The sequence below is a fragment of the Bacteroides sp. AM23-12 genome, assembly GCF_003434395.1.
In the GTDB taxonomy this organism is placed as follows: domain Bacteria; phylum Bacteroidota; class Bacteroidia; order Bacteroidales; family Bacteroidaceae; genus Bacteroides; species Bacteroides thetaiotaomicron.
The window spans coordinates 106,423-131,511 of record NZ_QTLF01000014.1 but is presented as its reverse complement, the minus strand read 5'-3'; the positions used below and the strand labels follow the sequence as shown (position 1 = coordinate 131,511).

Here is a 25,089-nt window from a genome sequence, read left to right as displayed (position 1 = left end):
TATCAATATTTTAATATTATATTTATATATAAACAAATATCTTATAAAACAAACACTATTTTCAAGAAGCAATAAATAACCAATTAAAAAACAAAGATTATGGCATTATTTGTAAATCCCGGCAAAGATTGGGAAAAGAACATGAGTGAAGAAGACATCGCACAAATGGAATCACAAGGTTATGATGTAACAGAACTACGCGCCAAACGCGCGAAATCTACAGAGGAAGAAGAAAAAGAGCGCCTCCGCGAAAAAGAAGAGCGGGAAAACTTCAAGAATCCGACTAACCTGAACAAACTCGCCCCTTACCTGCAGACACCACGTGACATGAGCACTTCTTTTTTCAAAGCTACGGCAGGCAGCGCCCCTTGGCTATTCAAAGATCGTTGGAAAAGAAAATACACCGAGGCTCCCATTGTTTATGCCGCGGTAGTGCAAGCTAATACCGCCCTATGGATGCCCGGTAATAACGACTATTATCCTGCCGTATTTGTTTTTGCACTTGATCAAAAACACATTCACGACACCGAATGGCTAAAACAAATAGCAGAAGAAATAAATGTATTGCAAGATGCCGACCAGATCCCCGGTGATTGCCGCAAACTAATACAGACATTACGCGATGATACCAGCGAATTCTGTTTTCGTATCGGCAAAAGTGTATGTGGTGATGCCAACGCATGGTGTGCCACCTATAAATTCGACAAACAGACAGCACTGCCACGCAAGGCTTTACCATCCGATGGCATCGTCCCTTTTCTATTAAAGTCCGCCCCGGTAGAAAATCAATTTGTTGATTTCAAACTAATCCCGACTGAATTTTATATCGGCTAAAAATAGATAAGCAGAAATAGGCAAACCGAAAGTAAACAATATTTTTTTCATCATTTATAATTATATCTCACATAAGGAATATGCATGCATACATTATCCAACAACTAATAAGAATTATATTGTTTATCACTATCGGTTTGCCTATAGGACTAAAAAGTTTTGCCCAAGAAACAAAACGTTTCTATATGGAACTGGACACTCCCCGCAATGGAGCCAAAGCAGGACAAGAGCTTGAATTAAAATACATCAGCACAGCCGATTTCGATTCTGTATCTCCACCCGACTTCGGAACGCTTATAGAAACAGTTGAAGGAGCAACACCACACAAAGCCGGTCATACAGTAAAAAACGGCATATTGACAGATATCTACGAGCAGGGATTCAGCTACCGCATACGTTTCAAGAAGCCAGGAAACACCAAACTACCTCTGGCATCCATCAAGGCAAACGGAAAGGAATACGAAACACCTCTGACCAGTGTATGGGTACATCCGGTCGATACCAATATCGACAGTGTAAAATGCAGCATTCAGCTGGAGGATTCTTATCGCAAAGGAGTTTTCACTGCCATCGGGATCTGTCTCTTAATCGCCTGGTTATTGATCCGCTTATCGTTTCAGAAACAAAAAAAAATAAAGAGACAGGATAAATAAAACAGAGAATAACCCTATCTCATTAATCCATCATTATCTGCATCTGCTTATTTATTTTTTAAGTATTCTCTTTAAATGTTCGACATCTAAAAGTAAGTTCACTGTTTCAAAATTTCCTTTATAAAAAACGCCCCAGTTATTGAAAACACAAGGCAGGTCTTTCGCTTTTTGGAGTGTATCCACTTGAATTAAAGATACAGGAACGTTATTTGTATCACAATACTGTTTTACCATTTCAATCTTTTGATAAATATAAGGGCATTGCATATCATAATAAATAGTCAGATCTTCGCTTTCAATTTTCATTTTTTTCGCGTTTTGCGCAAATTTCGGCATTGTCCCGTCAAAAGAAAGTGCAAGCAGTTCATATCCATTATCAGTCGCATCAACAACTTCAAAACCGAATTTCTTCGCAAACGATTGGTCAGAAAGCCAGTTCTTCTGCTTCTTTGAGCCAAGCATACAAACACCGGATTTGCCTTTTTCTTTGGCGTCTGTCAGGCAATATTCCATCAAAGCTCTTCCATACCCATTCCCCTTAGGACTTCCTAAGACCCATAAGCAATACAGATAATAATAGTTATCACCAATGATGGGAACCCAAGCTGTCTCAAGAGGTGCATACTCAATAAAAACCGTAGCTTTTGCATTTAGCTTTCTAAAAACATGACCTTCATTTAGTCTGTCGGAAAGCCATTGCCGCTTCGCGTCAATACCTGCATGAGGCTTTTTACTGCGAATAATGCAGCATAGATGCTCATCACTGAGGTTTTCCTTTGTTAAGTTTACAAAATCTGTATTCATATACGCATTCGTTTTAAATTAGATATCATCAATCAACCGATCTTAACGGTGCACTCTGCCATTTTGGCTGAATATAATAGTTATAGTTTCATAAGAGATAGTGATTTAGTATTAAAATCCTCTTTAAATCTTTCTCTCTGCCAAAAAGAGATAAGATTCTTTTTTGCTCTTCTATAGTTGGTATCTTGATAATTAAATTCCCAATGAATATTTCCTTATATTCTTTTACACAAACAGACTGCCAAATATCGTTTTTCTTAATTTGAAGATCCCCCATGACCTCAATATCCATTAAAGGAAGTTTGAATCTGGCAAAATTAGAACGAAACAAATCATCCTCTTTTGTTTCCGGAGATATTTCCATATATGTTTTTAGCAAGTGTTGCAATTTGCATGAATTCATTTCGGTAGTCAAAATATCGATATCAGCAGTTTCTCCGACCTCTATACCTGATAAAATCATAGCAGATGCACCTATAACATAAAAATCAGGACTTATTTCCTGTAATTCAACAGTTATACTTGCAAGACTCTGAGTTATCTTATCTTTAATTTTCATATCTCCAATAATATATAACAAAAATACAAAATATATTTCAGAAAGGTAAAAGAGCAGGCTTTAATAATACCATTAATGAATGTAATGAGAGCAACTATCGACAAAATTCCTCTTTTTCTATGTAGCTCTAACCTCCTGCAAATTTCATCAATCGCCTTATTATAACAACTACAAGGTTCAGTACTACGATATTCCAATGTCAGGGTTTGATAAAAAATATTAAGAGATTGGTCGCTTCCTATCCTTGGTTGCATAATCTTTACGCATTTTAATTCTAAATATTGCCTCCATATTAGCAAATCCTTATTTTTCCCTAGCAAACTTTTGACACCTCAACAGCATAAACAGTATTTATGGGATAATTTTAGAAAAGCTGAAACGAGTAAGCAAAGAATTATTCTATTTCCTTAATTCGTTCAATCTGTCTATCCAGAAAATAATCAGTATATAGGCTGTAGTCTTCCATTTCATAAAACGCTATCAGTCCTTTTCTGTAATTCAGTATATCCGAATCTTTGACAGGATATACGGGAATGATGCCAACATTCATCAAAGAAATACTTTCTATCATTCTTGCAGTCCGTTTGTTCCCGTTTGAAAATCTCATCAAACGACAACTGAAAGGCCATGACATACATCAAACATCATCCCGGCCGGATTGCACTCATTTTGCTAAATACAGGAAGCGATCTATAGCTTATTGTCGAAGATATGTTACAAGAGAATGTATATATCCTGTGATCTGGTGAAGCGGAAGCTCAGGAACCGGGTTATAGTAGACAGATTGGAACTAAAGCTATGTACACACTGCGAGAAAACTCTTCCGTTACACCGGTTTTACGCTGGCAGGATATATATGGTCAATTTTAAACATTATAGTAATGCCATGAGGAATAGATATGGATACAATAAGAGCAATTGAAGGAGAGTTATCGATACAAAACTTCAAGAAGATATTAAACATATATAAATAAGACAGGATTATTTTTTTTACGTCATTTTTTTATCTATATTAAAGGTCAGAGAATAAACCAACAATTTTAAATACTTTAAAGAGATCCAAGCAAATAACAAAAACATATTTTACACAACGCCTTAAAGTCTGAAAAATAGTAACATTATTTAAAATCCAGTAGTTATGAAAACAATTAATTATTTTTCCGGCTCATTGCTTGCATTATTATTTTATGCACTATTTGCTGCATGTAATAATGATTTGCAAACTATTGCTGTCACTGAAATAAAAGGAATAGAACAAACTCTCTTAAACGAAAGCAATGCTTTAATAAGTTCAGATGTAGCAACAGATAGTACTATGCTTGGTAAAGACAACACAATATCCAACTCAACGTCTGCTACTAATGCATTCTTCACTAAACAAGAATATGAAGAGGGGATGGATTGGTGGAAAGATAGAGAAGGTGCGCTACCTGCTCTATATGAATATCAGGTATCCTGTCGTGATTTTCCTTCTGGACATGGTCCTGATACTTGCATATATTATATGACCATTATTTGGACTTGTTATCCTCCTATTACAGAAGCTAATTGGATGGATTATCAATATATGCAAGTACAACATAGGCTAATAAGTGGTACTACTGCATTTCCTTGGCGTTATTTAGGTGAAGGGGGCCCGGGGAATTATAATTATGGAATAGTGAAAGTCAATGGATTTCAAGATCCTATGGATTTAAATGCTACACATTTGCCTACTAGAGTTCAGCTTAGATATAGATTGTTGCATAAAGATTTCCCAGGGAAAGCAGATAAAAGTATTAATGATAAAGAAAAATGGTACAATAAAAACCTTGCAACTGGATGGTATTATAAAGATTACAATCAGCCAACTTATAATAACCCTTATGGTTATAATTCACAGGATTTCAACAATATGGAATCACTAAAATTCATAATTAATGATCCTAAGTGTGGCTCATCTTTTTCTGTAAGAGTGCTTGTTGATGGATATTTAGTTTTTCCCCAATTAGTAGGCGGAAGATATGAAGTTACTGTTCCAAAATTTAGGAAGACTGGAGAATATCTCATAACAGCTGAATACGCAGGCAATGTTTCGGAAGAATTTAAAACTGCAGTGCGACACGGTATCTATCAAGAATATACAAGCAAAGAAATTTATATCATGTTTAGTTGCAATGAGTTTAGCTATGATTAACAACCTTACATATCACAATAATGAAACGAATACTTTTAATTCTATTTTGCAGTCTACATAGCATTTTGTTTCTCCGTTCACAAAACGCTAGCAGCGACATCATCTTCAAACAGTTCTTCGATAATGCCATTGCTTTTGCTGACACATACCCACGTGAGAAGGTATACTTGCATTTTGATAATAGTAGTTATTATGTAGGAGATACTATATGGTTTAAAGCCTACACGGTATATGCTGAGAACAATATGCCAAGCACCATCAGCAAACCCCTTTATGTAGAAATGCTCGACCAGACAGGGCATATTACCCAACGCCAAATCATTGAATTGAATAGCGGTGAAGGACATGGACAGATAATCCTGAATGAAAGTACCATGTCCGGCTATTATGAAATCAGAGCTTACACCCGTTGGATGCTCGCATTCAGCGAACCTTCTTACTTCTCACGTACATTCCCGATCTATCAGTCTGCACAAGGAGAAAGACCAGAACGGAGGATTTCGACCTATAATCTGAATCCTTCCATGAAACAGCGACCGAAAAATGTGACAGATAAACTTGCTATCCAATTCTTTCCCGAAGGAGGAACACTCGTGAAAGGCATCTCTTCTCGTGTGGCATTTAAAGCTGAAAGTAGAGAAGATGGTAATGTTATCCTTGAAGGTGCCATTTATACGAAAGACGGGGAAAAGCTGACAGAAATAAAAACCCTACATGACGGAATGGGAATATTCACTTATACACCCGAAGAAAAACCAGCAGTAGCTAAAGTAACTTATAAAGAAAAAGAATATAAATTCAATCTACCGGACGCCCTTTCCGCCGGATATGTATTGAACGTGAATAATTCAAGCGGAGCTATTGTAGGTAACGTATTGAGCAATGAGAATACCCCGGATGCAGACATTGTAGCATTCATAAGTCATGAAGGTCGCCCCTATTCGTATTGGATACTACGAATGAGATCAGGTGGAAATCAAACTTTCTTACTTAAAACGCGCGATCTTCCCGGAGGCATATACCAAGTCAGTCTACTAGACAAAACCGGGAATATGCTGTGCGAACGATTTACATTTGTGCAACCCAATAAATTGAATTCAATACAATTAAATGGAATTAAAGATATTTACCGGCCTTTCGAACCAATTCGCTGCGAAATACAAGTAACAGATCAAAAAGGAAATCCTTTACAAGGTTCTTTATCCATATCAGTAAGAGATGCTATACGTTCGGATTATGCAGAATATGATAATAATATATTTACAGATATGTTATTAACATCCGGTTTAAAAGGATATATTGATAAACCGGGGTATTATTTTGCAGATATTACGCTTCGCAAATTACAAGAACTTGATGTTTTGCTCATGGTTCACGGTTGGCGTCAATATGACTTATCACAACTTACTTCCGGTAAAAATGAAAAGCTACTTCAACAGTCAGCTGAAAAAGAGTTGTTACTACAAGGGCAGATTCGTTCTTCTCTTTTAAAAAAAGAAATGAAAGATATGGAGGTAAGCGTCATGGCTAAAGTGGACAATACATTTGTAGCAGGAAATACGTTTACAGATGAAAACGGCAAATTTCAACTTCCGGTTACTAGTTTTGAAGGAGAAGTAGAAGCGGTATTCCAGATACGCCGTAGGGGATCCAAACATAAGAAAGATGCTTCTGTTATGCTCGACCGTAACTTCGCCCCTACCCCACGTGCCTTCAGCTATGAAGAAGAACATCCACAGTGGATGGACAAAAACTCATGGATCACCCTTTCCAACCGTATAGACTCGCTATATGTAGATTCTATTAGCAAAACTAACAACACCTATTTATTGAGCGAAGTGGAAATAGCAAAAAAAAGAAAAAATAAGAACATCACTACTCAAGTATTCGAGAAAAGCGTAGACGCATACTATGATGTAACGCGATTGGTTGATGAATTACGCGATCAGGGAATAGTAATTAATACTATACCCGACTTGCTTAGTAAAGTGAATCCTAACTTTTCATACGATGTGCAAGACGGAAGCTCACGATATAAAGAGAAAACAATCTGTCTCATTGTTGGCAAACAAGTACTTGATACTTTAACTGCTTGGACATTGTGGAATGAGATAGATGGTATAAAACAGATTATGATATGCGAAGGAAGCAATTCGTATACTAATGAAGTGCTTAATTCAATACACGGTTCAAATATGACAAAAGGACAAAATGTAAAAGACATGATGACAGCAATGAATCCCCCACGTACCTTTGATGACAGTTTCTATCTTTATGGAGATGCTGCAAAGAAAAAAATATCGTTAGACGATACTGAAAAGGCCAAATCAGAACCCCTTTTTAGAAAGAAATCATCAGGAATCAACAATAATGTAAACGTCAATATCGATTTTTCAAGATTCGGACAATATGCTTTATTCTACATAACTCCGCATTTTGACTCCAATTATAGCAGATTAACGCAAAAGTCAATGAAGGCTGCCCATGGAACACGTCGTACAATAATCCAAGGATATTCTCGCCCATTAGCTTTCTATTCTCCTGTCTACAAAGACAAAATACCGACTGCAAATGTCAACCATCGTCGCCGTACACTTTATTGGAATCCTACTATACAAACTGACAAAAATGGTAAAATTAGCATAGAATGTCAGAACGGTATGTATGCCAATCCGGTCATTATCCACGCAGAAATGCTGAAAGGTGGAATCCCATGCAGTATTACGATTATTGGAGAGAAGAAAAAAAAATAAACCAGTAAATATCTCCAATGTCCCTTTTAGGATTTCAATTTAGATGAAATACCGCCATTTCCGACAAATTCCGCTAATGATGTCAAGGGTCGGTCAAGGATAAAAACAATAGTGAGACAATTGGAATACATGAAACAGATATTTAATGAAGAACAAATAAATAAAGCTGCATTCATCATCGAAAGCCCTTTATCAAAGCTTTCTGAGCTTTATCATAGCGAAGTTAAGAATCTTGCTATTTTAATGTCTTGAACTACAAGAAAGGATTAATATCTTTTTGCGAAACTGGAGAATATTCTCTTTACACTGATTACTTCTTGAATAAACAAATCGAAAGAATAAAAGAAATAGAAGAATAAAAAACAGCCTTCCTCTCAAAACACCATCCTTATATCATGGTATTAACCAAAAGCTGGGAACAAAGTGGGAACATTTTGGATTAAGAGAAAAGAAAAACCCTCTCAGAGATCATCTGAAAGGGTTTTATGAGGTTCCTGGCGCACTACTTTCAGTACTAACAACCAAGAATTTAGCTCTATAACGAGCTACAAAAATCACCGGACCCAAAATTAATTTCTATTCGGAGACAAACATTTTAGTTCGAACCAAACTTGTTTTTTTATTGTTTTTTGTTAGGGAATTTCCCCCCTTTAATTATCGTCATCCTGTTTTACCTGCGGAATTATCAAGTAACTCCAATCTAGTTTTCAGCGATGCATTTTCCAAGAGCAACTCCCTATTCTCACGCTCCAGTTCTTTATTCCTATCACGCAAAAAGAAGACTAAATTATCATTATTATGCGTATTAGACATATAATCCGTGATTTCAGGAAGTTCTTCCACATACATAGTACCTTTACCGGTCATCAACCAGTCTGCACTGAGACGTGGATAAGCACATAGAATACGTTCTATACTATCAGAGTTCATAGCTCCCCTAGATTTTAATGCTTTTCCTATTAAGCCGTTTGACAGTCGTGCTCCAATGGTTATTTTGTTCGCATTCAAATCTTCAGCTTTCATAAACGCTTCTAGCCTATCTATAAAACTTTCTCTATTCATAGAAAATATTCTCTATTTAATTTGCCAATATAGAAATTACGCTATATATTTGCAACATCGTTTCAAAATCAATGCAACAAATGTACAACAAAACTAGAACATGTGCAATAGCGAAAAAACGCTATTCCTTTAAAAAAGGATATCTTCAAGTCTCATTAGAGGAAAAAGACAAGCTCAAAAATGACTTGAAAGTAGTACTGAATAACCCTTCAAGGTCATACTTCTCAAAAAAGCTAAATTCAGGGATTATAGATATTTCTGTTACCCTATTTACAGCAATTACGAATGTATTCCAAAAATACGGCATAACAGATTGCTGGACAATTGAAGAAATGTAACTATGAATCGAAACATCACACTAGCAAAACGAGAAAATGAAATAGCTGAATGCGTTGCCTGGGGAGGATCTTATAAAGAAACGGCCTCATTGCTTCAGATCAGTGTTCGGACTGTCGATAATACACTCCGCAGAATCAAAGAGAAATTGGGATTGAACAAGATCAATGAGATTTCGGCCTGGTGGTTCTGTACACATCATGATATCAGCTTTGACCTATCTCCTTTCGCTAGGAAGATTGTCGCATCAACACTACTCATCGTATTCCTAGGAGGTGAAATTGCAATATTTACTGACTCAACATGTACAGTCCGTCGCCCTCGCAGGAATCGTACAGAATACCGTACCAGAAGACAGGAAACTTCTATTAATCAACCATATATCATTTAACTAAATACGCATAAGGAATGCGGCCGGTGCAAGTCCGGGATTTTATTTATACATTATATTCTACTCAAGAGAATAGAAGTTTAATCATTCCAATTATTAATCATTAAAACACCGTGTTAAGGAGACACGTAGGGTATCCAGTCCCTGGTTAAGGTTTGTTACACAAAGATTGCCGGGTGAAATTCCCGGCATACGGGTAGTGGTGTAAGGTAGCACAACGGAGTTTTTCAGCATTCCTCCGATGATACGGGGATCGATCCCCGAATACCCACGATTTCTAGTATTAATTTTAAGAATAAACATTATGGAAAATTTAGAAGAAGAAACAAAAAAAATTACTTCAGCAATGGTTCAAATTTCAGAGATTATCACAACAAGCGGAATGAGCGGAATTTGTATTTTACATAAGGGTAAAGGAAATGTTATGGCTTCTCCATTACTAATACAAGGAACTACTTTTGATATCATACCGGCAGTTGTATCAGCCATGAAAAACAACCCAATAGCTCGCGAAATATTACTTACAGCCTGCGAGTGTTACAAATGCCAAGAAAACGAACAAGCAGTGCCAAGAGATATGCCGGCTTATTTGAAGGGAATTATAGAAGATTTGTTTAGGAAAGGATAGAGCAAGCTATGAAAGTTGTACACTCTCCCAGCCCATCCACCAATCCGAAGAAAAGAGAGAAAATTAATCTTTTCGAGAATGATGATCCGGAAGAAGTTGCAGCTCTATGTCAGCAATCTGCTCAGCAGGAATCAAACAAAATATTGTTAAGAATAGACGCCCGGACGCAAGTTCTCGTAGATCCTAAAGATGCGACCCTAGAACATGCAGAAAAACTACGGCAGCGGTATAAATTAGATTATCACCGCAAAGCCGTAGGAGGGCGTAAAAAAGGATAATACTATGTACGTAGACAATGACCATCGTGGTTACCTCACGATTAACGATATTCATCCTGAAGACGCAAAGCGCCTTCAGAAAATTATTCAGCAAGCGGACAAGCAACTTTTATCCCATCCTATTGAAGTCCTTGAGAAACAGCTTCACTCGCAACTCATAGAACTTGTTTCTCCTATACAAAATAATAAACCATAACTATGAATTTTACTGATGATGACATAAAGCGCATCAAAGATGCCTCTGCTAACCATTTGGTAGACGTAGTACAAGACTTTCAGAATCTTCGCAAGTCCGGTACTAGTTACGTTTGTGACTGTCCCGTCTGCAAGGCTTCGAAGAAGTTTAGTATCAATCCTGCTAAAGATATTTATAGCTGTTTTTCCTGCCATCAAATAGCTGGAGTAGGTGCGCTTGACTATTTAATGAGAGTCGAGAAGAAAGAATATCCGGACGCTCTCGAATACCTGGCACATAAATTTAATGTCATCCTTGATCAACGTCCGGAACAGAAAAAAAAGCCGGTCACAAAAATGAAGCAAGGGAGCAAAAAAGCCAAAGGCAATGATGTCAACAGTTTTTGTGCTAGAATGCTCTCAGCTTCCGGATTAACATTCGAAGATGTCACAGCAAGGATTTACAAAACCGATGAAACTAAGTCTATTTTTGAAATACGTACATTCCGTCCTGGAACAATTAACGATTCAGGAGCTATCGATTCCAAAGGAGATGATGTTATCATCGAATATTATGATTTGGAGGGCATGCCTGTTACCTATATCCGAAAAGATCATCGGAAAAGAGACACTGGCGAACGAAAAGAATATTTTCGTGTCAGATGGCAATTCCCGGATGCTCACCTTGACAAGGAAGGGAAGCCTTTTAAATACAAATCCCCTCCAGGCTCAGGCACTCCGATCTATATTCCGGAAAGAATTCGGAGTATGTATAAGGAAAAGAAAGAAATACCAAGACTCTATATTCAAGAAGGGGAAAAAAAAGCAGAAAAAGCATGCAAACACGGTATTCCTTCTATCGCAGTAAGTGGCATTCAGAACTTAGGAAGCAAAGAGAACAACTCTCTCCCGGAAGATATCGTCAAGATCATCACGACTTGCAATGTCAAAGAAGTAGCATTTATCTTTGATTCAGACTGGGATGATATCAGTACCAACATTCGGCTGAATGACCGCGTGGAAAAACGTCCATATTGTTTTTTCTACGCAGCCAAAAATTTCAAAGAATATATGCGTACCCTCAAAAATCGTAATATATATGTAGAAATCTATGTTGGTCATATACAAAAAAACAGTGCTGGCGACAAAGGATTAGATGATTTGCTAGCAAACACTTTAAAAGATCATGAAGATGAACTAGCTCAAGACATCGAATTTGCCTGTAATGATAAAAAAGGTTTTGGGAAGTACGTCGAAATGTTTAAAGTAACAACTTGGACTGATCACAAACTACAGGAGTTATGGTGTCTACATTCATATGAAGCTTTTGCCGAACGCCATAAAGATATCCTCAAAAATCTTCCGGAATTTGTCTTCGGGAGATATCGTTGGAAGTTTGATGAAACAGGGAAAGTTATTTTAGCACAACCTTTTGATGATGACGAGAAATTTTGGGAAGAGGTAGAAAAAGAAGGTCGCTCTGGAGTGAGAATTGAATATCAGTTTTGCTATGTCAATTCCCACAACTTTTTACAAAACCGAGGATTTGGACGTTTACGCCGTTTAGACAAAACTTATCAATTTATTCATTTAGATCCGCCCGTTGTTAAGCCAATCGATGCTTCAGATGCCCGTGATTATTTATTTCAATTCGCTAAACAATATTGTAAAAAGGAGGTACACGAAATGCTAATTAAAGGAGTATCCCAATATGTGGGACCAGACAAACTATCACTGTTGAATTTCATTGAACCGAACTTCATCAAACCAAATCGAGAAAGCCAATATTTCTATTTTAATACAAAATGTTGGTATGTAACCAAAGACAATGTACAGGAAATAGGCTACGAAGTCATTGATCATCACATTTGGGAAGAGCAGCAAAAAATAATTCCTGCTAAATATTTAGGTTCCCCACTCATCCACTTTAAGATTGATCAAGATAATCAATATTCCTATACCCTCTCTGAAGAGGGTAAAAAATCACATTATCTCCAATTTCTGATCAACACAAGTAATTTCACTTGGCGTAAATCAAAGGAAGATTTTTCACCTGAAGAAGAAAATGAGAATCATATTCATTTGCTCAGTAAATTATGCGCGATTGGATATATGGCAATGGAAGCAAAAGATAGCAATGTGGCTAAAGCAATCATTGGTATGGACGGGAAACAATCTGAAGTCGGAGACTCTAACGGAAGATCCGGTAAATCCTTAATCGGAGAGTTATTACGCTGTGTTGTTCCCACTGCTTATATACCTGGCAAAAGAAGCGATATCTTCAATGATCAGTTTATTTGGAATGATGTACTTGAAAACACAAAGTTTGTATTTATTGATGATGTCCTTCAGAATTTCAACTTTGAATTCTTGTTTCCTAATATAACAGGTGACTGGAGCGTCAACTACAAAGGCGGGAGGCGAATCACACTCCCATTCGAGCGTTCACCCAAAATATATATAGCAACTAATCACGCTATTCGAGGAAGAGGATCAAGTTTCACAGATAGGCAGTGGCTACTTGCCTTCTCTGACTACTATAATGACTCACATAAGCCTGTAGATGACTTTGGGATACGTTTTTTTTCAGAATGGGATTTTGATCAATGGAATCTTACATGGAATCTTCTAGCTAACTGCATACAACTTTATCTCCAGTATGGAGTGGTTCAAGCTCCCGGCGAACGTTTGGAACAACGCATACTCAGACAAGAAATCGGTGAAACTCTTATTTCATGGGCAGATGAATATTTTTCTTCCGAGGAACATTTAAATCACCGCCTTGTCAAAAAAGACTTATATGACGCCTTTTGCATCTATGATCCTATGCAGCGGAAATACATATCTCCTACCGCATTCAAAAAGAAATTTATTATGTATTGTGACTGGAAAGGATACCTCTTTAATCCACACAAATATGATAGTAAAACTGGGAAACCTTTTAAGACAGATAAAGATGGATGTCCAGTTCTTGACGACAAAGCTGGAGGAGTGGAATATTTCACAGTTGGGACTGGAACCTGCACAGGTGACAGTTATTCTGTTGATACCAACTTTGAGGATGAACAGAAACAAATAGACTTTTAAAAGATAGCGATGAATATGGGAAAAATATTACTAAATGAGGTATTATCTCATGCTGATAAGTTAAAAGAGGAAATCAAGAAACGTTTAAAATGTGAGATTGTCAATTTTGAGATTGTAGAATATGAGTCCGGAAAAATAGGTGTGCATTGGTATGCTACATACAAAAGCGACGCATCATACGTGGATATTCCATATAAATGGATAGTGGCAGGTATTCATTGGGATGAAGGACTCATTAGTATGTATGCAGACCCAACTGACTTTTTAGTATTTAACAAATAAAAATGAGCCTTGGGCGGGCTTTGTAAAACCCATATATACAATGAAATCATTAGATGAAAAAGCAGCTGAATATTCAGCAAGATTATCCAATCAAACAGGTAACTATACTAAAGGAGAGATTGAAACTGCTTATGTTATAGGTGCTACAGAAAACGCAGAATTGATAAGTGGAGAGTCTGGAACATTCGGGCAAGCGATTGCAACTATGCAAAGAGGAAATCTTGTTACCCGTAAAGGATGGAACGGAAAAGGTATGTTTATTTTCATGCGACCGGCCGATGAATTACATATTTCTTTCGTTGCTCAAGAAATAAAGTCGCTTCCTCAGAGAGTGAAGGATTATTATTATCAGGATTGTGTCGATGAAAGTGGTAATCCAATTGATTTAAAGAAAGATGATGTTGTTAAGTTCACAGCATATATCTGCATGAAAGCTGCCGATGGCACTATCATAAACGGATGGTTAGCGTCTCAAAGTGATATGTTGGCAAATGACTGGATGATATTTGAGTTTTAACACACTGCCATATGGTGGTTGAACGTCCGCCGTATGGCTCAATACAAGAATAGATATGAATCTAAATCAAATATATAATGCAGAATGTCTTACTTGGTTGCAATCACTTCCAGATAAGAGTATTAATTGCTGTGTTACTTCTCCACCATATTACGGGCTACGTGACTATGGCAATGAAGCTCAAATAGGACTTGAAAAAACTCCAGAAGAATATATTGAGAAATTAGTGAATGTATTCCATGAAGTTTATCGGGTTTTAAAAAACGATGGTACATTGTGGGTGAATATCGGAGACAGCTATGCTGGTTCCATGAAAGGTGCAGCGCGTTTCCCAGATAATGCAATGAATTATAAGCAAGGAACAAATAGAGGGACACTTGGCAAAGCTACATTGGTAAAACAGTGTACGGGATGCAAAAATAAAGATTTAATAGGCATTCCGTGGATGCTTGCTTTTGCTCTTCGTGCCGATGGTTGGTATTTGCGGCAGGATATCATTTGGAGTAAACCTAATCCGATGCCGGAAAGTGTTACGGATAGATGTACGAAGTCGCATGAATACATCTTTCTCTTATCAAAGAGTAAAAAATACTATTTTGATAGTAAATCTATTCAGCAGACAGCTTCTCAAAGCGTAAAAAGTAGGCTTGGCAAAGTTGAGAATGTAGGATATAAGGCTTTTGCGACTGCTAACAGTTTGGAGGAATCCAATCCGATGTTCCGGAAGAGTACGACACGTGAATATCAGTATGCAGACAAAGCTAATAAACGTTCAGTTTGGCACATTCCAACATCCTCTTATAAAGATGCACACTTTGCAGTATTTCCAGAGAATTTGATAGTTGATTGCATTAAAGCGGGCTGCCCTGAAGATGGTATCGTAATTGACCCGTTCATGGGTTCTGGTACTACGGCCGTAGTTGCCAGGAAGCTCAACCGCTATTATGTAGGAGCTGAGCTTAATCCTAACTATATAGGCATAGCAAAAAAGAGACTAAGTAAAGAATTGGGATTTTTTAAATAATACAAATCAATATAAATATGAAGATAATAGCAAAACAAGGTTCAGCACTTGAGAAGCTGCTGAAACAAATGAATGAACGGCTTCTGCGTGAACAAAACGAAGCTAAAGATATGATTCAAGAATATTGTGGTTCAAGACCGGATAGCCTCGGATATGGATGGGTATTTGGAATAACCGCTGAGTGGCTTTATACTCTTATTGGATTTGATGATAAAGAGTTTGTTCCTGAAAAACTGATTCCGAATAATGATGATAAGAAGCATCCGTGTTGGAAAATCAATAAACGAAAGAAGGAAGGTCGTGAATTTATTGATAAATGGTGTAGAAAGTTTCGAGGCATAGATGGTAGACCTCTTAATAAATTTGGGATTCCGGTAATGCATGAAGAAACAGGGCGCTATTTCCATTGGCTCCCGCTTGAAAAAGATGGTATCTATTACGTTTCAGTAGGTTCTTCCCTTCTTGAATGTATGCCATCGGCAAAAAGTGAGCAGTTTGAGATAGAGGTTTAACGAATAACAATAAAAACATGAATAGAATAAGATGGTTCGTCATCGGACTCCACCTATATGTATTTCCGCCAGAACCGGAAGTAGGAGACATCGAGGCTTTACACAACTGGATCCCACAAAAAAAAGGAATCATTGAGACGCTAAAATTCAGGTTTCACACCGGTATTTGGAGCTATACAGCAGGGAATATAAATTATCAATATTAATTGCACTATCACTATTCTGCACTTAAGCATGGGAACCTATCAAGAAATATTAGACGAAGTTCTTCCTCTATACCGGCAGGATCCGGAACGCTTCATGCGTTTCTATCACGCCGTCAATAACATTCTTGCTACAATACCTGAAGGCAAGAGTATTCTTATAGCTGACCATTGTAAGCCTGCATCACGTGATCTATTCATTAAAATAGCCTGTATGTATATTATTGAAGAAACAACAAGGAAAGATGTCTTGGATGACTTTTTAGAGTTTTCTGACGATTATAGCAGCATTCGGCATGTGCCTAAATTAGTGCCGGCACATGTCCGGCCACACTTCTACTCGAATCGAAGATGAGTAGATTATCCCAATTTATTACTCTGTAAAGATACTAATTTTCACTGATATACGCAACATTATGACAATAAAAAAAGAGAATAAAATAATGGTAGTAATAGCCCAATCGAGCGATGACCGGGAACTATTCATTTCCCGCCTGGCCGTTCGGCTGGGTTTTGCCAAAGTCCCTTCGGACGCTAAAAAAATCATCCGCAAGGATATCTATTCCTTTGACCTGCCTACTGCCTACTTCATTCTCTGCAGTAACTACAACTTTCGCGGCTCTGTCATCACGACACAGCGGCTCTACGAGCTTGCCGCAAGGGGTATCTGTGTAGTCGTTGGCGTCAAGTCAGTACCGCGTGAGTACGAATTGATATCGCAAGTGTTTTATCCTGATGATTTGCGCTAACATAAGTCGAATCATTTATTGCCCGGTGATGCTTCTGTATTACCGGGCTTTCTTTTTCCGTTCCCCTCGCCTCCCCTTCATTCATCAAGAACGTTTTGAACAAATGTGCAGGGGGAGAGGCGCCAAGTGCAGACAGGGGGACATATATATTTTTTTTATTTTTCTTTCTTTCTTAAAAATACCCTACCTAAAAATAAGGGAAAATTTTGTGCTTTCGTGCAGACACCCTTTTTTCGGCATTTATTACATTATAAATCAGATATTTAAACACCGCACGATTTTCGTACAAAAACGTACGACTCGTACAAAAACGCACAAAAATGCATTTTGTACGGAGTACGAAGATTTTGTGCTAAAAAGTACACTATTTCGTACGCCCTTAACTATCTGATAAACAACACATAAATAGAAAGCATAGCTCATTTAGCACGATTGCACAAAAAAATAGTACGGTATCAGCAAGGGTTATATGTACAATACCTCGTTTTTTTATTGATAAAGGCAAGGATTACTCAGTTATATTTTGTACATTAGCTCCACACCTAAACCACTATGCTTTATATGATTACTACTAAGATTGAAGTTCCACAGCATCTTAAGGAGTATCTGATCGGAAAGTTCTGCAATTTGCAGGACTCTCCGATTCGCTTCCCGGATAAAACGGATATCTACCATTTTATCTACGATCTGTTAGAACGTCGTCCAGCCAACATCTTTAAGGATCATGGTAATCTCACCATCATCCTTCCTGAACGTACTACCGGGAAGGATCCTAAAACTTACAATTACCTGGGAATACGTTCACAGATAATTCTCATTCGCAAGATCGACCGCATGCTATGGGCAGAGGTGCATGATTACTTGGATGAACAAAAGCACACTTACGGAATCACCTATATCGACGGGATACACAACTTCATGACCTGCTATGGGATTGATTCTATCAGCGAAGATGCATTCAAGAAGAATTATTATCGATGGAGGGCTAATCTTCGACGAAAAGAGAAAAAAAGAGGCTATCACCGCACAAAAACATGACCGAGCAAGTGTAGTTAATTGTCCCTTTTTTGATCAAAAAATGTTCTAAAAATGCGTACTAATTGAAAATCAATAAGTTATGAATAATATCAATAATATGGGAGGCATATTATTTGCCGAAATCCTGAATACAGACGAAATAGCCCTGTTTGCAGTACATCAGAACCAGGCATGCATCAGAAGCAAGGAAGGACACGACTGGTATCCGCTTCCAACGCGAGGAGTCATTGAAGCTCCAACTGTCGCTTCCGATGATACTAAAGACGCAGGAATCACATATAAGCATTCAGCGACCATCCAGTTTCCCCGATCCGCATTAGAGGGGAATACAGCAAACGAGCTGCGCAATAAAGTTCAGACAGGCTGTGTTCTACGCTGTCAGGACACACAGGGACACAAGTATATCTATGGCACGAATGAATACCCACTCCTCGGAACCTTAAACCTGATTATAGGGAAAAAGGTAACCGACTTCACCGGATATGAGCTGAAACTTTCCGGGACTTCATTACATTCGATGCTTTCCTATATCGAAATTTAACCGTCCTTCTGCACCCTCACTAATAGGCGTATCATTGCACCAAAATCAGTGCAATGAGCCAAAAACGTATCATTCTTTCCGATTCATCACTTAATCGTTACGGTTACCGGGTCCTTACTTCCGGGATGCTCCTCGAAGCATTCAAGAAGAACCCGGTGATGCTGTATATGCATTTTCGTGATGAAGGATCTCCCATTTGGGGAGAAACTAAAGCTATCGGGCATTGGGAAGATATACAGCTTGAAGGCGATGTACTTTCTGCCATTCCTGTTTTCGACAAAGTTGATCAACTATCTAAAGACATTGCCGCAAAATACGAAGCAGGGACTTACAACGCCGCAAGTGTCGGTATCCGCATCATTGCTACATCAGCCAACAAAGACCTTCTGGTACCTGGTCAGACTCGTGAAACAGTCACAGAGTCAGAGCTGATGGAAGCATCCATCGTGGACATACCGGCAAATTCCAATGCCGTTCGCCTCTATGATCGTTCCACATCCGTTCTTCTGGCAGCGGGTATGGACACGAATTCCGTGCCAGCATTATCAACAACTTCATTCAAAAACAAAATGACTCTAAAAGAATCATGGTCAGCTTTTTTATCTTTTCTGAATATCAGTCAAGATAAGGCAGTAACGACCGAATTATCAGCAGAGAACCTCGACTCCCTGCATAATGAATTCACCCGTCTGAAATCGGATAACAGTTCTCTCGTACAAGCTAAACAGGAGATCGATCAGAAATTATCTGATGCGACTACTGAAATAGCGACTCTCAAGACAACAGTAAGTGAAAAAGATCAAGAGATCGCTAATCTGAAAACCGAGGCAAGCGGCAAGGATTCAGAGATCACTCAACTCAAAGAACAAGTAGCCAATCTAAAGAAAGCTCCGGCACCGGGTGAACCAGTTCCTGCCCCAAAGGGTGAACCTGCCGCAAACGGAGGAAAAGAGGAACTGGCTGCCTACTGCGAGGAAAATGCCGGCAATTATCAGGGAATCACAGAACGCCTGAAGGCTGACGGACTCCTTTAATTTACTAACCTACCTTAACTATTTAAAGAATATGTCTCAAAAATTAATTGACGTATCGAAACTGAACCAAACCTTAATCACATATGATAAGGCGCTTCGCGCTCTTCCATTTGCTACCCTGCAGGAAGTTGCCGCAAAATTGGGATTGAACGTGATGGATCTGCAAGGCAAACATGCCTTGATCAATGAACGCCGGCGTGCCGGTGGAACTCAGTCTTACAAGATTGGGAAAAATTTCCGCCTGGTTGATAAGCTGCTCGGCTATGAACCTTCCGTTATCGAACCGAAGGATGTTGTATGTATCACAAAGGAAAACTCTCAAAAATACGATGACGGTGAACTGTTGATCGTAGGAGGTCAGCCAGTCAGCAACATCAACAAGAAACATCCTCTTGAAACACGTGTTGCCTTCACATTGGTAAAATCTCATGTTGAAGATGTAGTATATACATTGTTTCATGCAGAACGTGATGAAGACTCAACTTCACCGTCAGGTGCATTTGATGGTCTGTTCACCAAAGCCGACATGCTGATTACAACAGGTGATGTCAATGCTGCTCGCGGCAACTTTGCCCCATCAGGTCTTTTTACTTTGCCTACAAAGGATACAGACTCCGCCGCTTATGAAAATTTGGTTGAATGGATTGGTGGTGCCAACACTTACCTGCGTTCCTCCAAGTCGGGAATTCCACAGTTACTTTGTGCCGAAACGGTCTTGATAGCTGCACGCTCTGCTCTCCGCAACAAACTGAGTATGCAGGAATATCCTTCCATGCAACGCATGATTGAACTTTTGCGTGAAGACGCAATGTGCCCTGCGCTTGAAATCCTCTCTCACGAAGCATTGGGACAGGGATCACGCCTGGTTCTTCAGAAGAAAGGGAATATGGATGTTGCCTTCAATACCCAAGCCGCAACCAAGTTCTGTCAGATCCGTGATATCTACGAAGATCCCAACGAATGGCAGTTCTGGCTGCAAACCGGTTATGACACCCGTATCCGCGACTGGCATGAAAAAGTATACCGCTGTAATGAGCAAAAGAATGAATCTCTTGACCTCGCAGGAGACTATTGCAAGACCGGAGGCGTACAAGTTAATATCACAGGAACGGAGAATGCCGCTTGGGCCATCAAAGGCAAAGTTGCTGAACGTAGCAATGGTCAATGCATCATTGGTCTGACACCCGGTAAGTACACTATTGAGTTTACTGCTGTAGACGGTAAGACTAAACCTGCCGATCAGGAAGTGACTGTAGTGGAAGGCGAGGTAACAACCGCAACTGGTGCTTATACCTAAACTGAGATAAAAAAATGAGCGGCCATTTTTGGTCGCTCTATCCTATTCACTCTTAACAATTACACTAATGAAAAAATATACTTACCTAATTCTCTGTTTGTTATTTGTGGCTTTGGTTATTGCAATCCCGGAGCTGCACCCTCAGACATGTCATCTTGATGGAAATACATTGACCATGTTGGCAGCTGGTCCGGCCTTCGCACCGCTGAAATGGAATGTCGGTCAAAATAATATGGGTGGATATAAAGGACGGTTACTGTTCGTCCCATTTGATGCACCCAATACAGTACCCACTGTTCCGGCTCCCGGCAAAGCAGCAGACAACGAGGCGTTAGTGACGGCAGCCGGTACATTTGCTTTTCCTGCAGAAGGGACGTATAAGCAACCTATTTATCTATATAGTACAGATGCAACAGTCGAATATAAAGCGGAGCAGCAGGGAGAAGCTGACGGGATCAGCTATAAACAGACGCTAAGTTTCTTCTTCCCTGGTAATACCCCTGAAATGCATGCGTTCAATGCATTGGTAAAAAACACAGCAGGCTATTACATCTTTGAGGATTCGGACGGTAAACAAATGATCATGGGACAACCGGGATTATACGCTTCTACCGCTCCTTCCTTCAATGGAGGTAAAGCAAGAGGTGACCGTCGCGGTACCACCTATACGGCTACCGCCGACTCCAATTACTCTGCGATCTTCCTTGAAACTCCCATAGATATGGAAGTGACAGGCGGATTTAAACCAGCTCCCGCGCCAGAATCATGATCAGACAAGAACAACTCAGCCAATGGTTAGGAGACCGTCAGCGCAAATATGCTGACGGCCTGGTTCTTTTCAATGCTCTCGCAAAGGAAGCTATGAAAAAGAAATTTGCTGCTTACCTGGCAGCAGCTCCGGAAGATCCCCACATCTTTGATCCGCATTTCACCCAACTCGTTAATTGCTTGTCCAAACTCGACAAGGAGATTAAATTCTCCCCTTCCTTATATCCTGCCGCAATGGAAGAAATTGTTGTAGTAAAGACCATGAGCGAGAATGATCGAAAAAAAACGATCGAATCCAAGCAAGCGAATATCGCCTCCTTGGAGGAGTTGGTCAATAACCTTCGATCACGAATTGATAGTTTGGAGGACGACAGTGAAAGTCACGCTGATGAACTTGTTTCCCTTCAGGAACAATTTGACGAGAAGATGTCAGAACTATCTACCTTACAGAACGAAGTGAACGCTCTGAACACACCAGGCGTCAAGATCATCACAGAAGAATCACTCAGCCCGTCTATTCGCAAGGCTTATGCCCGTATCAAAGAAATCGCACCTCTATATGCAAGCCTGCATAACGATGTAGCTAATTCGGAGATCCCGGCAGAAGAACGGCAGCCTATAGCCGAAGATCTCTGTAAACTCGATGACGAACGCCGCCGGCTTTGGAAACAGATCGACGCTTGGGCAGAAGGAAAAGGAGAACTGAACCTTAAAGAGAAACGACCGGTATACAGTGATAATGGCGTAGTACGCGGTATTGAGATCGCCCGTCAGATTAAACGTCTGAAACAAAACATTACTAACAGCCAATCTGCTGCTAACCGCGCCGAATCTCAAGGTAAAAAGACTGTTATGCAAAATGCCTTAGATCGTGTTGCCGGCTACCAAGAAGAACTGGCAGCACTGGAAAAGGAAATTGCGGTGCAACAGAGCGCAAGTAAGGAATAACATCAGAGGCATTGCCCCTGGATCTATGAACAGTTCATGCACAAGCGAGGGCCATACATCTAGTGTTGCCCTCGCTTTCGTTTGAATACAACAAACCACTATAGTTATGCCTAAGAAAGATCCTACATACGACCGGATAGAACGTGCCTTGTTCAAGGACAAAGAGGATGCATCAAGCATCCTGTCCCAACGGGAAATGGAAATCAAAAAACGAATGATGCTATGTGTCAGCAAAAAAATGGAAGATCCTCTGATCCAAGACACCGAACTTGTCAACTTCCTGATGAATGGATGCGGAGGTAACACAGATGCCGTATCACAATCACAAGCATACCGGGACATCGGCATGATCAACAGATTAGTTGGTAACATTCAACTGGCCGCAAAAGCCTGGTATCGGTATATGATTGTAGAAGGTGGGAAAAAAGCATTCAATATGGCCATAGACAAAGAAGATGCCAAGGGAGCAGCTGCAGCGTTGGACAAGATAGGTAAATACACTCGCTCGGACAAAGAAGATGAGAAATTCGACTACTCCCAGCTCGTTCCTCCATCATTTGAGCCTTCAGATGATGTTACCCTTCTGGAAGGTCTGGAACCTATTGAAGACCTTGAAGGAACCAGGTCAGAAATGCGAAGCAGATTCAAAGGTATGTTGAGCAAAAAAGCGGTGGACATTCGTCCCATCGAAGAGGAGGAAGAAGAATGAGTACCCACCTCTCTCCTATCTTATCTGCCCGTGAACGTCGCAGAAAGCAATATGAAGTCGTTGACAAATTCTTCAATAAGATGCAGCGCCAGGCGATGGCCATCAACGCACATGACGAGTATATAGTCGCATCACGTGGTACCGGAAAATCCGAAGGTATTGATGCCCGAATTATCCTTCGGAATGTATGGGAAATGCCGGGATCTTTGGGTGGTCTCATCTCTCCGTCATACGCTAAGGCATGGGGAAATACTCTCCCGGCAATCTGCAAGGCTTTGGCTGAATAGGGATACATTCAAGGCATTCACTATGTCGTTGGTCATAAAGCACCGGCAAGCATGGGATTCGCCAAACCTGTCCGTCCTGTCCTGGGTGAAGGCTGGAGCAATGCATTCCACTTTTGGAATGGTACGGTCATGGTGATCCTGTCATTCAACCAGGGAATGTCTGCCAACTCCATGTCGCTGGATTGGGTGATAGGCCCTGAAGCTAAGTTTCTCAACTATGAGAAGATTAAAAGTGAGGTGGATCCTGCCAACCGAGGCAACCGGCAATACTTCGGTGAATGCCCGCACCATCACAGCGTAAGCTATTCCACAGATATGCCGACCGCATCAATGGGAAAATGGATCCTGGACAAGATGGATGAAATGTCCCCACCTCACATCAACCTGATCAGAAACTTATATCTCAAACTGCAGGAGTACAAACGCAAGCCACTCACGGATCATGTGATGCGTCAGATCAAAGAATATCAATTTGACCTGGATCTAGCGAGGAAATATCAGCCTCCAATCAAACCGCAGCCGGGGAAAACTAAAGAATATACCGTTTTCTATGGTGAATACGACGTATTCGACAACCTTGAAGTGCTGGGAGAAGATTTCATCTGGCAGATGTATCGTAACTCACCACCGCTAATTTGGCGTACCGCTTTCATGAACGAACGCCTGTTCCGTGTACCAAACGGCTTCTATTCTGCGTTGGATGATAATATTCACTTCTATATCCCGAAAGACAATGGACGCCTCCGGAATCTTGGGTGCAACTGGGGAAAACTGACCTCCTGCGGCTGTTTGGGAGACGGAGATCTTGACTTCGATCAGGAACTGCACCTGGCATTCGACTCAAATGCATCCATCTCCACTGCTGTCGTAGGCCAACTGAATGAACACACGATGCGCATTCTCAAGTCATTTTATGTCAAAACACCAGGGAAGCTACAAGATCTTGTCAAGATGATAGCCGACTACTACCGTCCGAAACTTAATCACGATATAGTAGTCTACTATGATCATACGTTCACCTGGGAATCAGGATCCACTACAGAAACTTATGCCGACATCATTGAACGGGTATTCAAAGAGAATGGATACAACGTGACGATGGTCTATGTCGGTCAAGCCCCGAAACATGAGTGGAAGCATCTGAATATAGACTTGACTCTGAAAGGAGATCCGCAATTTCTGTGGATCCAAATAAACTTGCATCAAAATGAATTTCTGAAGGTCGCAATGGAACAGACTGGCATCAAGCAAGGAAAGAATGGATTTGAAAAGGATAAAACGCCTGAAGGGAGCGATGACACTCCTGATAATCCGGATGAATATAAGACGCACATAACTGATGCATTTGACACGCTGTGGTTAGGCATGAACTTCTATTTCACGGCACCTGGATCAAACTCTAGTGGCGTATTCTTCCTGAATAATAAATAAAAAAGGTGTGTTTT

At 39.8% G+C, this 25,089-nt stretch carries 29 protein-coding genes and 2 pseudogenes; 27 read left to right on the top strand and 4 right to left on the bottom strand.

The window, feature by feature from the left end:
* The first annotated feature begins 99 nt into the window (after positions 1–99).
* Together DW640_RS13500 and DW640_RS13495 are read left to right on the top strand one after the other, a co-directional pair.
* Positions 100–834: a hypothetical protein gene (locus DW640_RS13500; protein ID WP_008767933.1), complete on the top strand. Its 735-nt coding sequence runs from the start codon at positions 100–102 to the stop codon at positions 832–834.
* A 185-nt stretch (positions 835–1,019) separates the two neighbouring features.
* Complete coding sequence (locus DW640_RS13495) at positions 1,020–1,487, top strand: hypothetical protein (RefSeq protein WP_225719979.1); 468 nt, start codon at positions 1,020–1,022, stop codon at positions 1,485–1,487.
* A 51-nt stretch (positions 1,488–1,538) separates the two neighbouring features.
* Here the strand turns inward: DW640_RS13495 and DW640_RS13490 are convergent, their stop codons facing one another.
* The 3 genes and pseudogenes from DW640_RS13490 to DW640_RS13475 form a co-directional block, all read right to left on the bottom strand.
* The gene (locus DW640_RS13490; RefSeq protein ID WP_008762140.1) at positions 1,539–2,291 is read right to left on the bottom strand and encodes a GNAT family N-acetyltransferase; all 753 of its coding nucleotides are present in this window, start codon (positions 2,289–2,291) and stop codon (positions 1,539–1,541) included.
* 88 nt (positions 2,292–2,379) lie between these two features.
* Positions 2,380–2,850 (bottom strand): hypothetical protein, encoded by a 471-nt coding sequence (locus DW640_RS13485; protein ID WP_008767930.1) that lies wholly within the window; start codon positions 2,848–2,850, stop codon positions 2,380–2,382.
* Between the two features lie 394 nt (positions 2,851–3,244).
* Positions 3,245–3,463 (bottom strand): annotated as a pseudogene (locus tag DW640_RS13475) (hypothetical protein); the annotation flags it as partial.
* A 525-nt stretch (positions 3,464–3,988) separates the two neighbouring features.
* On the opposite strand from DW640_RS13475, the gene DW640_RS13470 reads away from it, so the two are divergent.
* The 4 genes and pseudogenes from DW640_RS13470 to DW640_RS24400 form a co-directional block, all read left to right on the top strand.
* Positions 3,989–5,026, top strand: a complete 1,038-nt coding sequence (locus tag DW640_RS13470) for a hypothetical protein (protein WP_008767927.1) — start codon at positions 3,989–3,991, stop codon at positions 5,024–5,026.
* A 20-nt stretch (positions 5,027–5,046) separates the two neighbouring features.
* Entirely contained in the window at positions 5,047–7,779 is a 2,733-nt protein-coding gene (locus DW640_RS13465) for a hypothetical protein (protein ID WP_061473370.1), read from the top strand.
* A gap of 129 nt (positions 7,780–7,908) precedes the next feature.
* A complete protein-coding gene (locus tag DW640_RS24320; RefSeq protein ID WP_255420950.1) occupies positions 7,909–8,031 on the top strand; it encodes a hypothetical protein in 123 nt (40 codons plus the stop codon).
* Positions 8,022–8,138 (top strand): annotated as a pseudogene (locus tag DW640_RS24400) (Fic family protein); the annotation flags it as partial. The gene DW640_RS24320 and the pseudogene DW640_RS24400, both read left to right, overlap by 10 nt.
* Positions 8,139–8,439: 301 nt before the next feature.
* Here the strand turns inward: DW640_RS24400 and DW640_RS13455 are convergent.
* On the bottom strand, positions 8,440–8,841 hold the full coding sequence (locus DW640_RS13455; protein WP_117578455.1) for a hypothetical protein: 402 nt from the start codon (positions 8,839–8,841) through the stop codon (positions 8,440–8,442).
* A gap of 80 nt (positions 8,842–8,921) precedes the next feature.
* Here DW640_RS13455 and DW640_RS13450 point away from each other — a divergent pair, with 80 nt between their 5' ends.
* The 21 genes from DW640_RS13450 (at position 8,922) to DW640_RS13350 (ending at position 25,075) form a co-directional block, all read left to right on the top strand.
* On the top strand, positions 8,922–9,179 hold the full coding sequence (locus DW640_RS13450; protein ID WP_147326387.1) for a hypothetical protein: 258 nt from the start codon (positions 8,922–8,924) through the stop codon (positions 9,177–9,179).
* A gap of 2 nt (positions 9,180–9,181) precedes the next feature.
* Positions 9,182–9,568 (top strand): response regulator transcription factor, encoded by a 387-nt coding sequence (locus DW640_RS13445; protein ID WP_117578452.1) that lies wholly within the window; start codon positions 9,182–9,184, stop codon positions 9,566–9,568.
* Between the two features lie 304 nt (positions 9,569–9,872).
* A complete protein-coding gene (locus tag DW640_RS13440) occupies positions 9,873–10,196 on the top strand; it encodes a hypothetical protein (protein ID WP_117578450.1) in 324 nt (107 codons plus the stop codon).
* 8 nt (positions 10,197–10,204) lie between these two features.
* Entirely contained in the window at positions 10,205–10,474 is a 270-nt protein-coding gene (locus DW640_RS13435) for a hypothetical protein (protein WP_117578448.1), read from the top strand.
* A gap of 4 nt (positions 10,475–10,478) precedes the next feature.
* A complete protein-coding gene (locus tag DW640_RS13430; protein ID WP_117578446.1) occupies positions 10,479–10,670 on the top strand; it encodes a hypothetical protein in 192 nt (63 codons plus the stop codon).
* 2 nt (positions 10,671–10,672) lie between these two features.
* Positions 10,673–13,735 (top strand): CHC2 zinc finger domain-containing protein, encoded by a 3,063-nt coding sequence (locus tag DW640_RS13425; RefSeq protein ID WP_117578444.1) that lies wholly within the window; start codon positions 10,673–10,675, stop codon positions 13,733–13,735.
* Positions 13,736–13,750: 15 nt separating this feature from the next.
* Positions 13,751–14,017 (top strand): hypothetical protein, encoded by a 267-nt coding sequence (locus DW640_RS13420; RefSeq protein ID WP_147326386.1) that lies wholly within the window; start codon positions 13,751–13,753, stop codon positions 14,015–14,017.
* A gap of 40 nt (positions 14,018–14,057) precedes the next feature.
* Positions 14,058–14,534: a DUF2829 domain-containing protein gene (locus tag DW640_RS13415; protein ID WP_117578440.1), complete on the top strand. Its 477-nt coding sequence runs from the start codon at positions 14,058–14,060 to the stop codon at positions 14,532–14,534.
* Between the two features lie 55 nt (positions 14,535–14,589).
* On the top strand, positions 14,590–15,558 hold the full coding sequence (locus DW640_RS13410; protein ID WP_117578438.1) for a site-specific DNA-methyltransferase: 969 nt from the start codon (positions 14,590–14,592) through the stop codon (positions 15,556–15,558).
* 17 nt (positions 15,559–15,575) lie between these two features.
* Positions 15,576–16,070, top strand: coding sequence for a hypothetical protein (locus DW640_RS13405; RefSeq protein ID WP_117578436.1), 495 nt, complete (start codon positions 15,576–15,578; stop codon positions 16,068–16,070).
* Positions 16,071–16,087: 17 nt separating this feature from the next.
* Positions 16,088–16,276: a hypothetical protein gene (locus DW640_RS23760; RefSeq protein WP_117578434.1), complete on the top strand. Its 189-nt coding sequence runs from the start codon at positions 16,088–16,090 to the stop codon at positions 16,274–16,276.
* A gap of 413 nt (positions 16,277–16,689) precedes the next feature.
* Positions 16,690–17,022: a hypothetical protein gene (locus DW640_RS13390; protein ID WP_117578430.1), complete on the top strand. Its 333-nt coding sequence runs from the start codon at positions 16,690–16,692 to the stop codon at positions 17,020–17,022.
* Between the two features lie 561 nt (positions 17,023–17,583).
* A complete protein-coding gene (locus DW640_RS13385) occupies positions 17,584–18,060 on the top strand; it encodes a hypothetical protein (RefSeq protein WP_117578463.1) in 477 nt (158 codons plus the stop codon).
* 79 nt (positions 18,061–18,139) lie between these two features.
* A complete protein-coding gene (locus tag DW640_RS13380) occupies positions 18,140–18,601 on the top strand; it encodes a hypothetical protein (protein ID WP_117578428.1) in 462 nt (153 codons plus the stop codon).
* Between the two features lie 53 nt (positions 18,602–18,654).
* Positions 18,655–19,635 carry a hypothetical protein gene (locus DW640_RS13375; RefSeq protein ID WP_117578426.1) on the top strand — a complete coding sequence of 327 codons (981 nt, stop codon included), beginning with the start codon at positions 18,655–18,657 and terminating at the stop codon, positions 19,633–19,635.
* A gap of 31 nt (positions 19,636–19,666) precedes the next feature.
* A complete protein-coding gene (locus DW640_RS13370; RefSeq protein WP_117578424.1) occupies positions 19,667–20,932 on the top strand; it encodes a carboxypeptidase regulatory-like domain-containing protein in 1,266 nt (421 codons plus the stop codon).
* A 67-nt stretch (positions 20,933–20,999) separates the two neighbouring features.
* On the top strand, positions 21,000–21,701 hold the full coding sequence (locus DW640_RS13365; protein WP_117578422.1) for a hypothetical protein: 702 nt from the start codon (positions 21,000–21,002) through the stop codon (positions 21,699–21,701).
* A complete protein-coding gene (locus DW640_RS13360; RefSeq protein WP_117578420.1) occupies positions 21,698–22,648 on the top strand; it encodes a hypothetical protein in 951 nt (316 codons plus the stop codon). The genes DW640_RS13365 and DW640_RS13360 overlap by 4 nt, the downstream gene beginning before the upstream one ends.
* Before the next feature lie 106 nt (positions 22,649–22,754).
* Positions 22,755–23,357: a hypothetical protein gene (locus DW640_RS13355; RefSeq protein WP_117578418.1), complete on the top strand. Its 603-nt coding sequence runs from the start codon at positions 22,755–22,757 to the stop codon at positions 23,355–23,357.
* Entirely contained in the window at positions 23,354–23,644 is a 291-nt protein-coding gene (locus DW640_RS23985; protein WP_233525442.1) for a hypothetical protein, read from the top strand. The genes DW640_RS13355 and DW640_RS23985 overlap by 4 nt, the downstream gene beginning before the upstream one ends.
* Positions 23,645–23,695: 51 nt before the next feature.
* A complete protein-coding gene (locus tag DW640_RS13350) occupies positions 23,696–25,075 on the top strand; it encodes a hypothetical protein (RefSeq protein ID WP_233525441.1) in 1,380 nt (459 codons plus the stop codon).
* Positions 25,076–25,089 lie beyond the last annotated feature (14 nt).

Coding starts and splice junctions, on each gene's coding strand:
- DW640_RS13500 (WP_008767933.1), top strand. CDS start 100: ATGGCATTATTTGTAAATCCCGGCAAAGATTGGGAAAAGAACATGAGT.
- DW640_RS13495 (WP_225719979.1), top strand. CDS start 1,020: ATGGAACTGGACACTCCCCGCAATGGAGCCAAAGCAGGACAAGAGCTT.
- DW640_RS13490 (WP_008762140.1), bottom strand. CDS start 2,291: ATGAATACAGATTTTGTAAACTTAACAAAGGAAAACCTCAGTGATGAG.
- DW640_RS13485 (WP_008767930.1), bottom strand. CDS start 2,850: ATGAAAATTAAAGATAAGATAACTCAGAGTCTTGCAAGTATAACTGTT.
- DW640_RS13470 (WP_008767927.1), top strand. CDS start 3,989: ATGAAAACAATTAATTATTTTTCCGGCTCATTGCTTGCATTATTATTT.
- DW640_RS13465 (WP_061473370.1), top strand. CDS start 5,047: ATGAAACGAATACTTTTAATTCTATTTTGCAGTCTACATAGCATTTTG.
- DW640_RS24320 (WP_255420950.1), top strand. CDS start 7,909: ATGAAACAGATATTTAATGAAGAACAAATAAATAAAGCTGCATTCATC.
- DW640_RS13455 (WP_117578455.1), bottom strand. CDS start 8,841: ATGAATAGAGAAAGTTTTATAGATAGGCTAGAAGCGTTTATGAAAGCT.
- DW640_RS13450 (WP_147326387.1), top strand. CDS start 8,922: ATGTACAACAAAACTAGAACATGTGCAATAGCGAAAAAACGCTATTCC.
- DW640_RS13445 (WP_117578452.1), top strand. CDS start 9,182: ATGAATCGAAACATCACACTAGCAAAACGAGAAAATGAAATAGCTGAA.
- DW640_RS13440 (WP_117578450.1), top strand. CDS start 9,873: ATGGAAAATTTAGAAGAAGAAACAAAAAAAATTACTTCAGCAATGGTT.
- DW640_RS13435 (WP_117578448.1), top strand. CDS start 10,205: ATGAAAGTTGTACACTCTCCCAGCCCATCCACCAATCCGAAGAAAAGA.
- DW640_RS13430 (WP_117578446.1), top strand. CDS start 10,479: ATGTACGTAGACAATGACCATCGTGGTTACCTCACGATTAACGATATT.
- DW640_RS13425 (WP_117578444.1), top strand. CDS start 10,673: ATGAATTTTACTGATGATGACATAAAGCGCATCAAAGATGCCTCTGCT.
- DW640_RS13420 (WP_147326386.1), top strand. CDS start 13,751: ATGGGAAAAATATTACTAAATGAGGTATTATCTCATGCTGATAAGTTA.
- DW640_RS13415 (WP_117578440.1), top strand. CDS start 14,058: ATGAAATCATTAGATGAAAAAGCAGCTGAATATTCAGCAAGATTATCC.
- DW640_RS13410 (WP_117578438.1), top strand. CDS start 14,590: ATGAATCTAAATCAAATATATAATGCAGAATGTCTTACTTGGTTGCAA.
- DW640_RS13405 (WP_117578436.1), top strand. CDS start 15,576: ATGAAGATAATAGCAAAACAAGGTTCAGCACTTGAGAAGCTGCTGAAA.
- DW640_RS23760 (WP_117578434.1), top strand. CDS start 16,088: ATGAATAGAATAAGATGGTTCGTCATCGGACTCCACCTATATGTATTT.
- DW640_RS13390 (WP_117578430.1), top strand. CDS start 16,690: ATGACAATAAAAAAAGAGAATAAAATAATGGTAGTAATAGCCCAATCG.
- DW640_RS13385 (WP_117578463.1), top strand. CDS start 17,584: ATGATTACTACTAAGATTGAAGTTCCACAGCATCTTAAGGAGTATCTG.
- DW640_RS13380 (WP_117578428.1), top strand. CDS start 18,140: ATGAATAATATCAATAATATGGGAGGCATATTATTTGCCGAAATCCTG.
- DW640_RS13375 (WP_117578426.1), top strand. CDS start 18,655: ATGAGCCAAAAACGTATCATTCTTTCCGATTCATCACTTAATCGTTAC.
- DW640_RS13370 (WP_117578424.1), top strand. CDS start 19,667: ATGTCTCAAAAATTAATTGACGTATCGAAACTGAACCAAACCTTAATC.
- DW640_RS13365 (WP_117578422.1), top strand. CDS start 21,000: ATGAAAAAATATACTTACCTAATTCTCTGTTTGTTATTTGTGGCTTTG.
- DW640_RS13360 (WP_117578420.1), top strand. CDS start 21,698: ATGATCAGACAAGAACAACTCAGCCAATGGTTAGGAGACCGTCAGCGC.
- DW640_RS13355 (WP_117578418.1), top strand. CDS start 22,755: ATGCCTAAGAAAGATCCTACATACGACCGGATAGAACGTGCCTTGTTC.
- DW640_RS23985 (WP_233525442.1), top strand. CDS start 23,354: ATGAGTACCCACCTCTCTCCTATCTTATCTGCCCGTGAACGTCGCAGA.
- DW640_RS13350 (WP_233525441.1), top strand. CDS start 23,696: ATGGGATTCGCCAAACCTGTCCGTCCTGTCCTGGGTGAAGGCTGGAGC.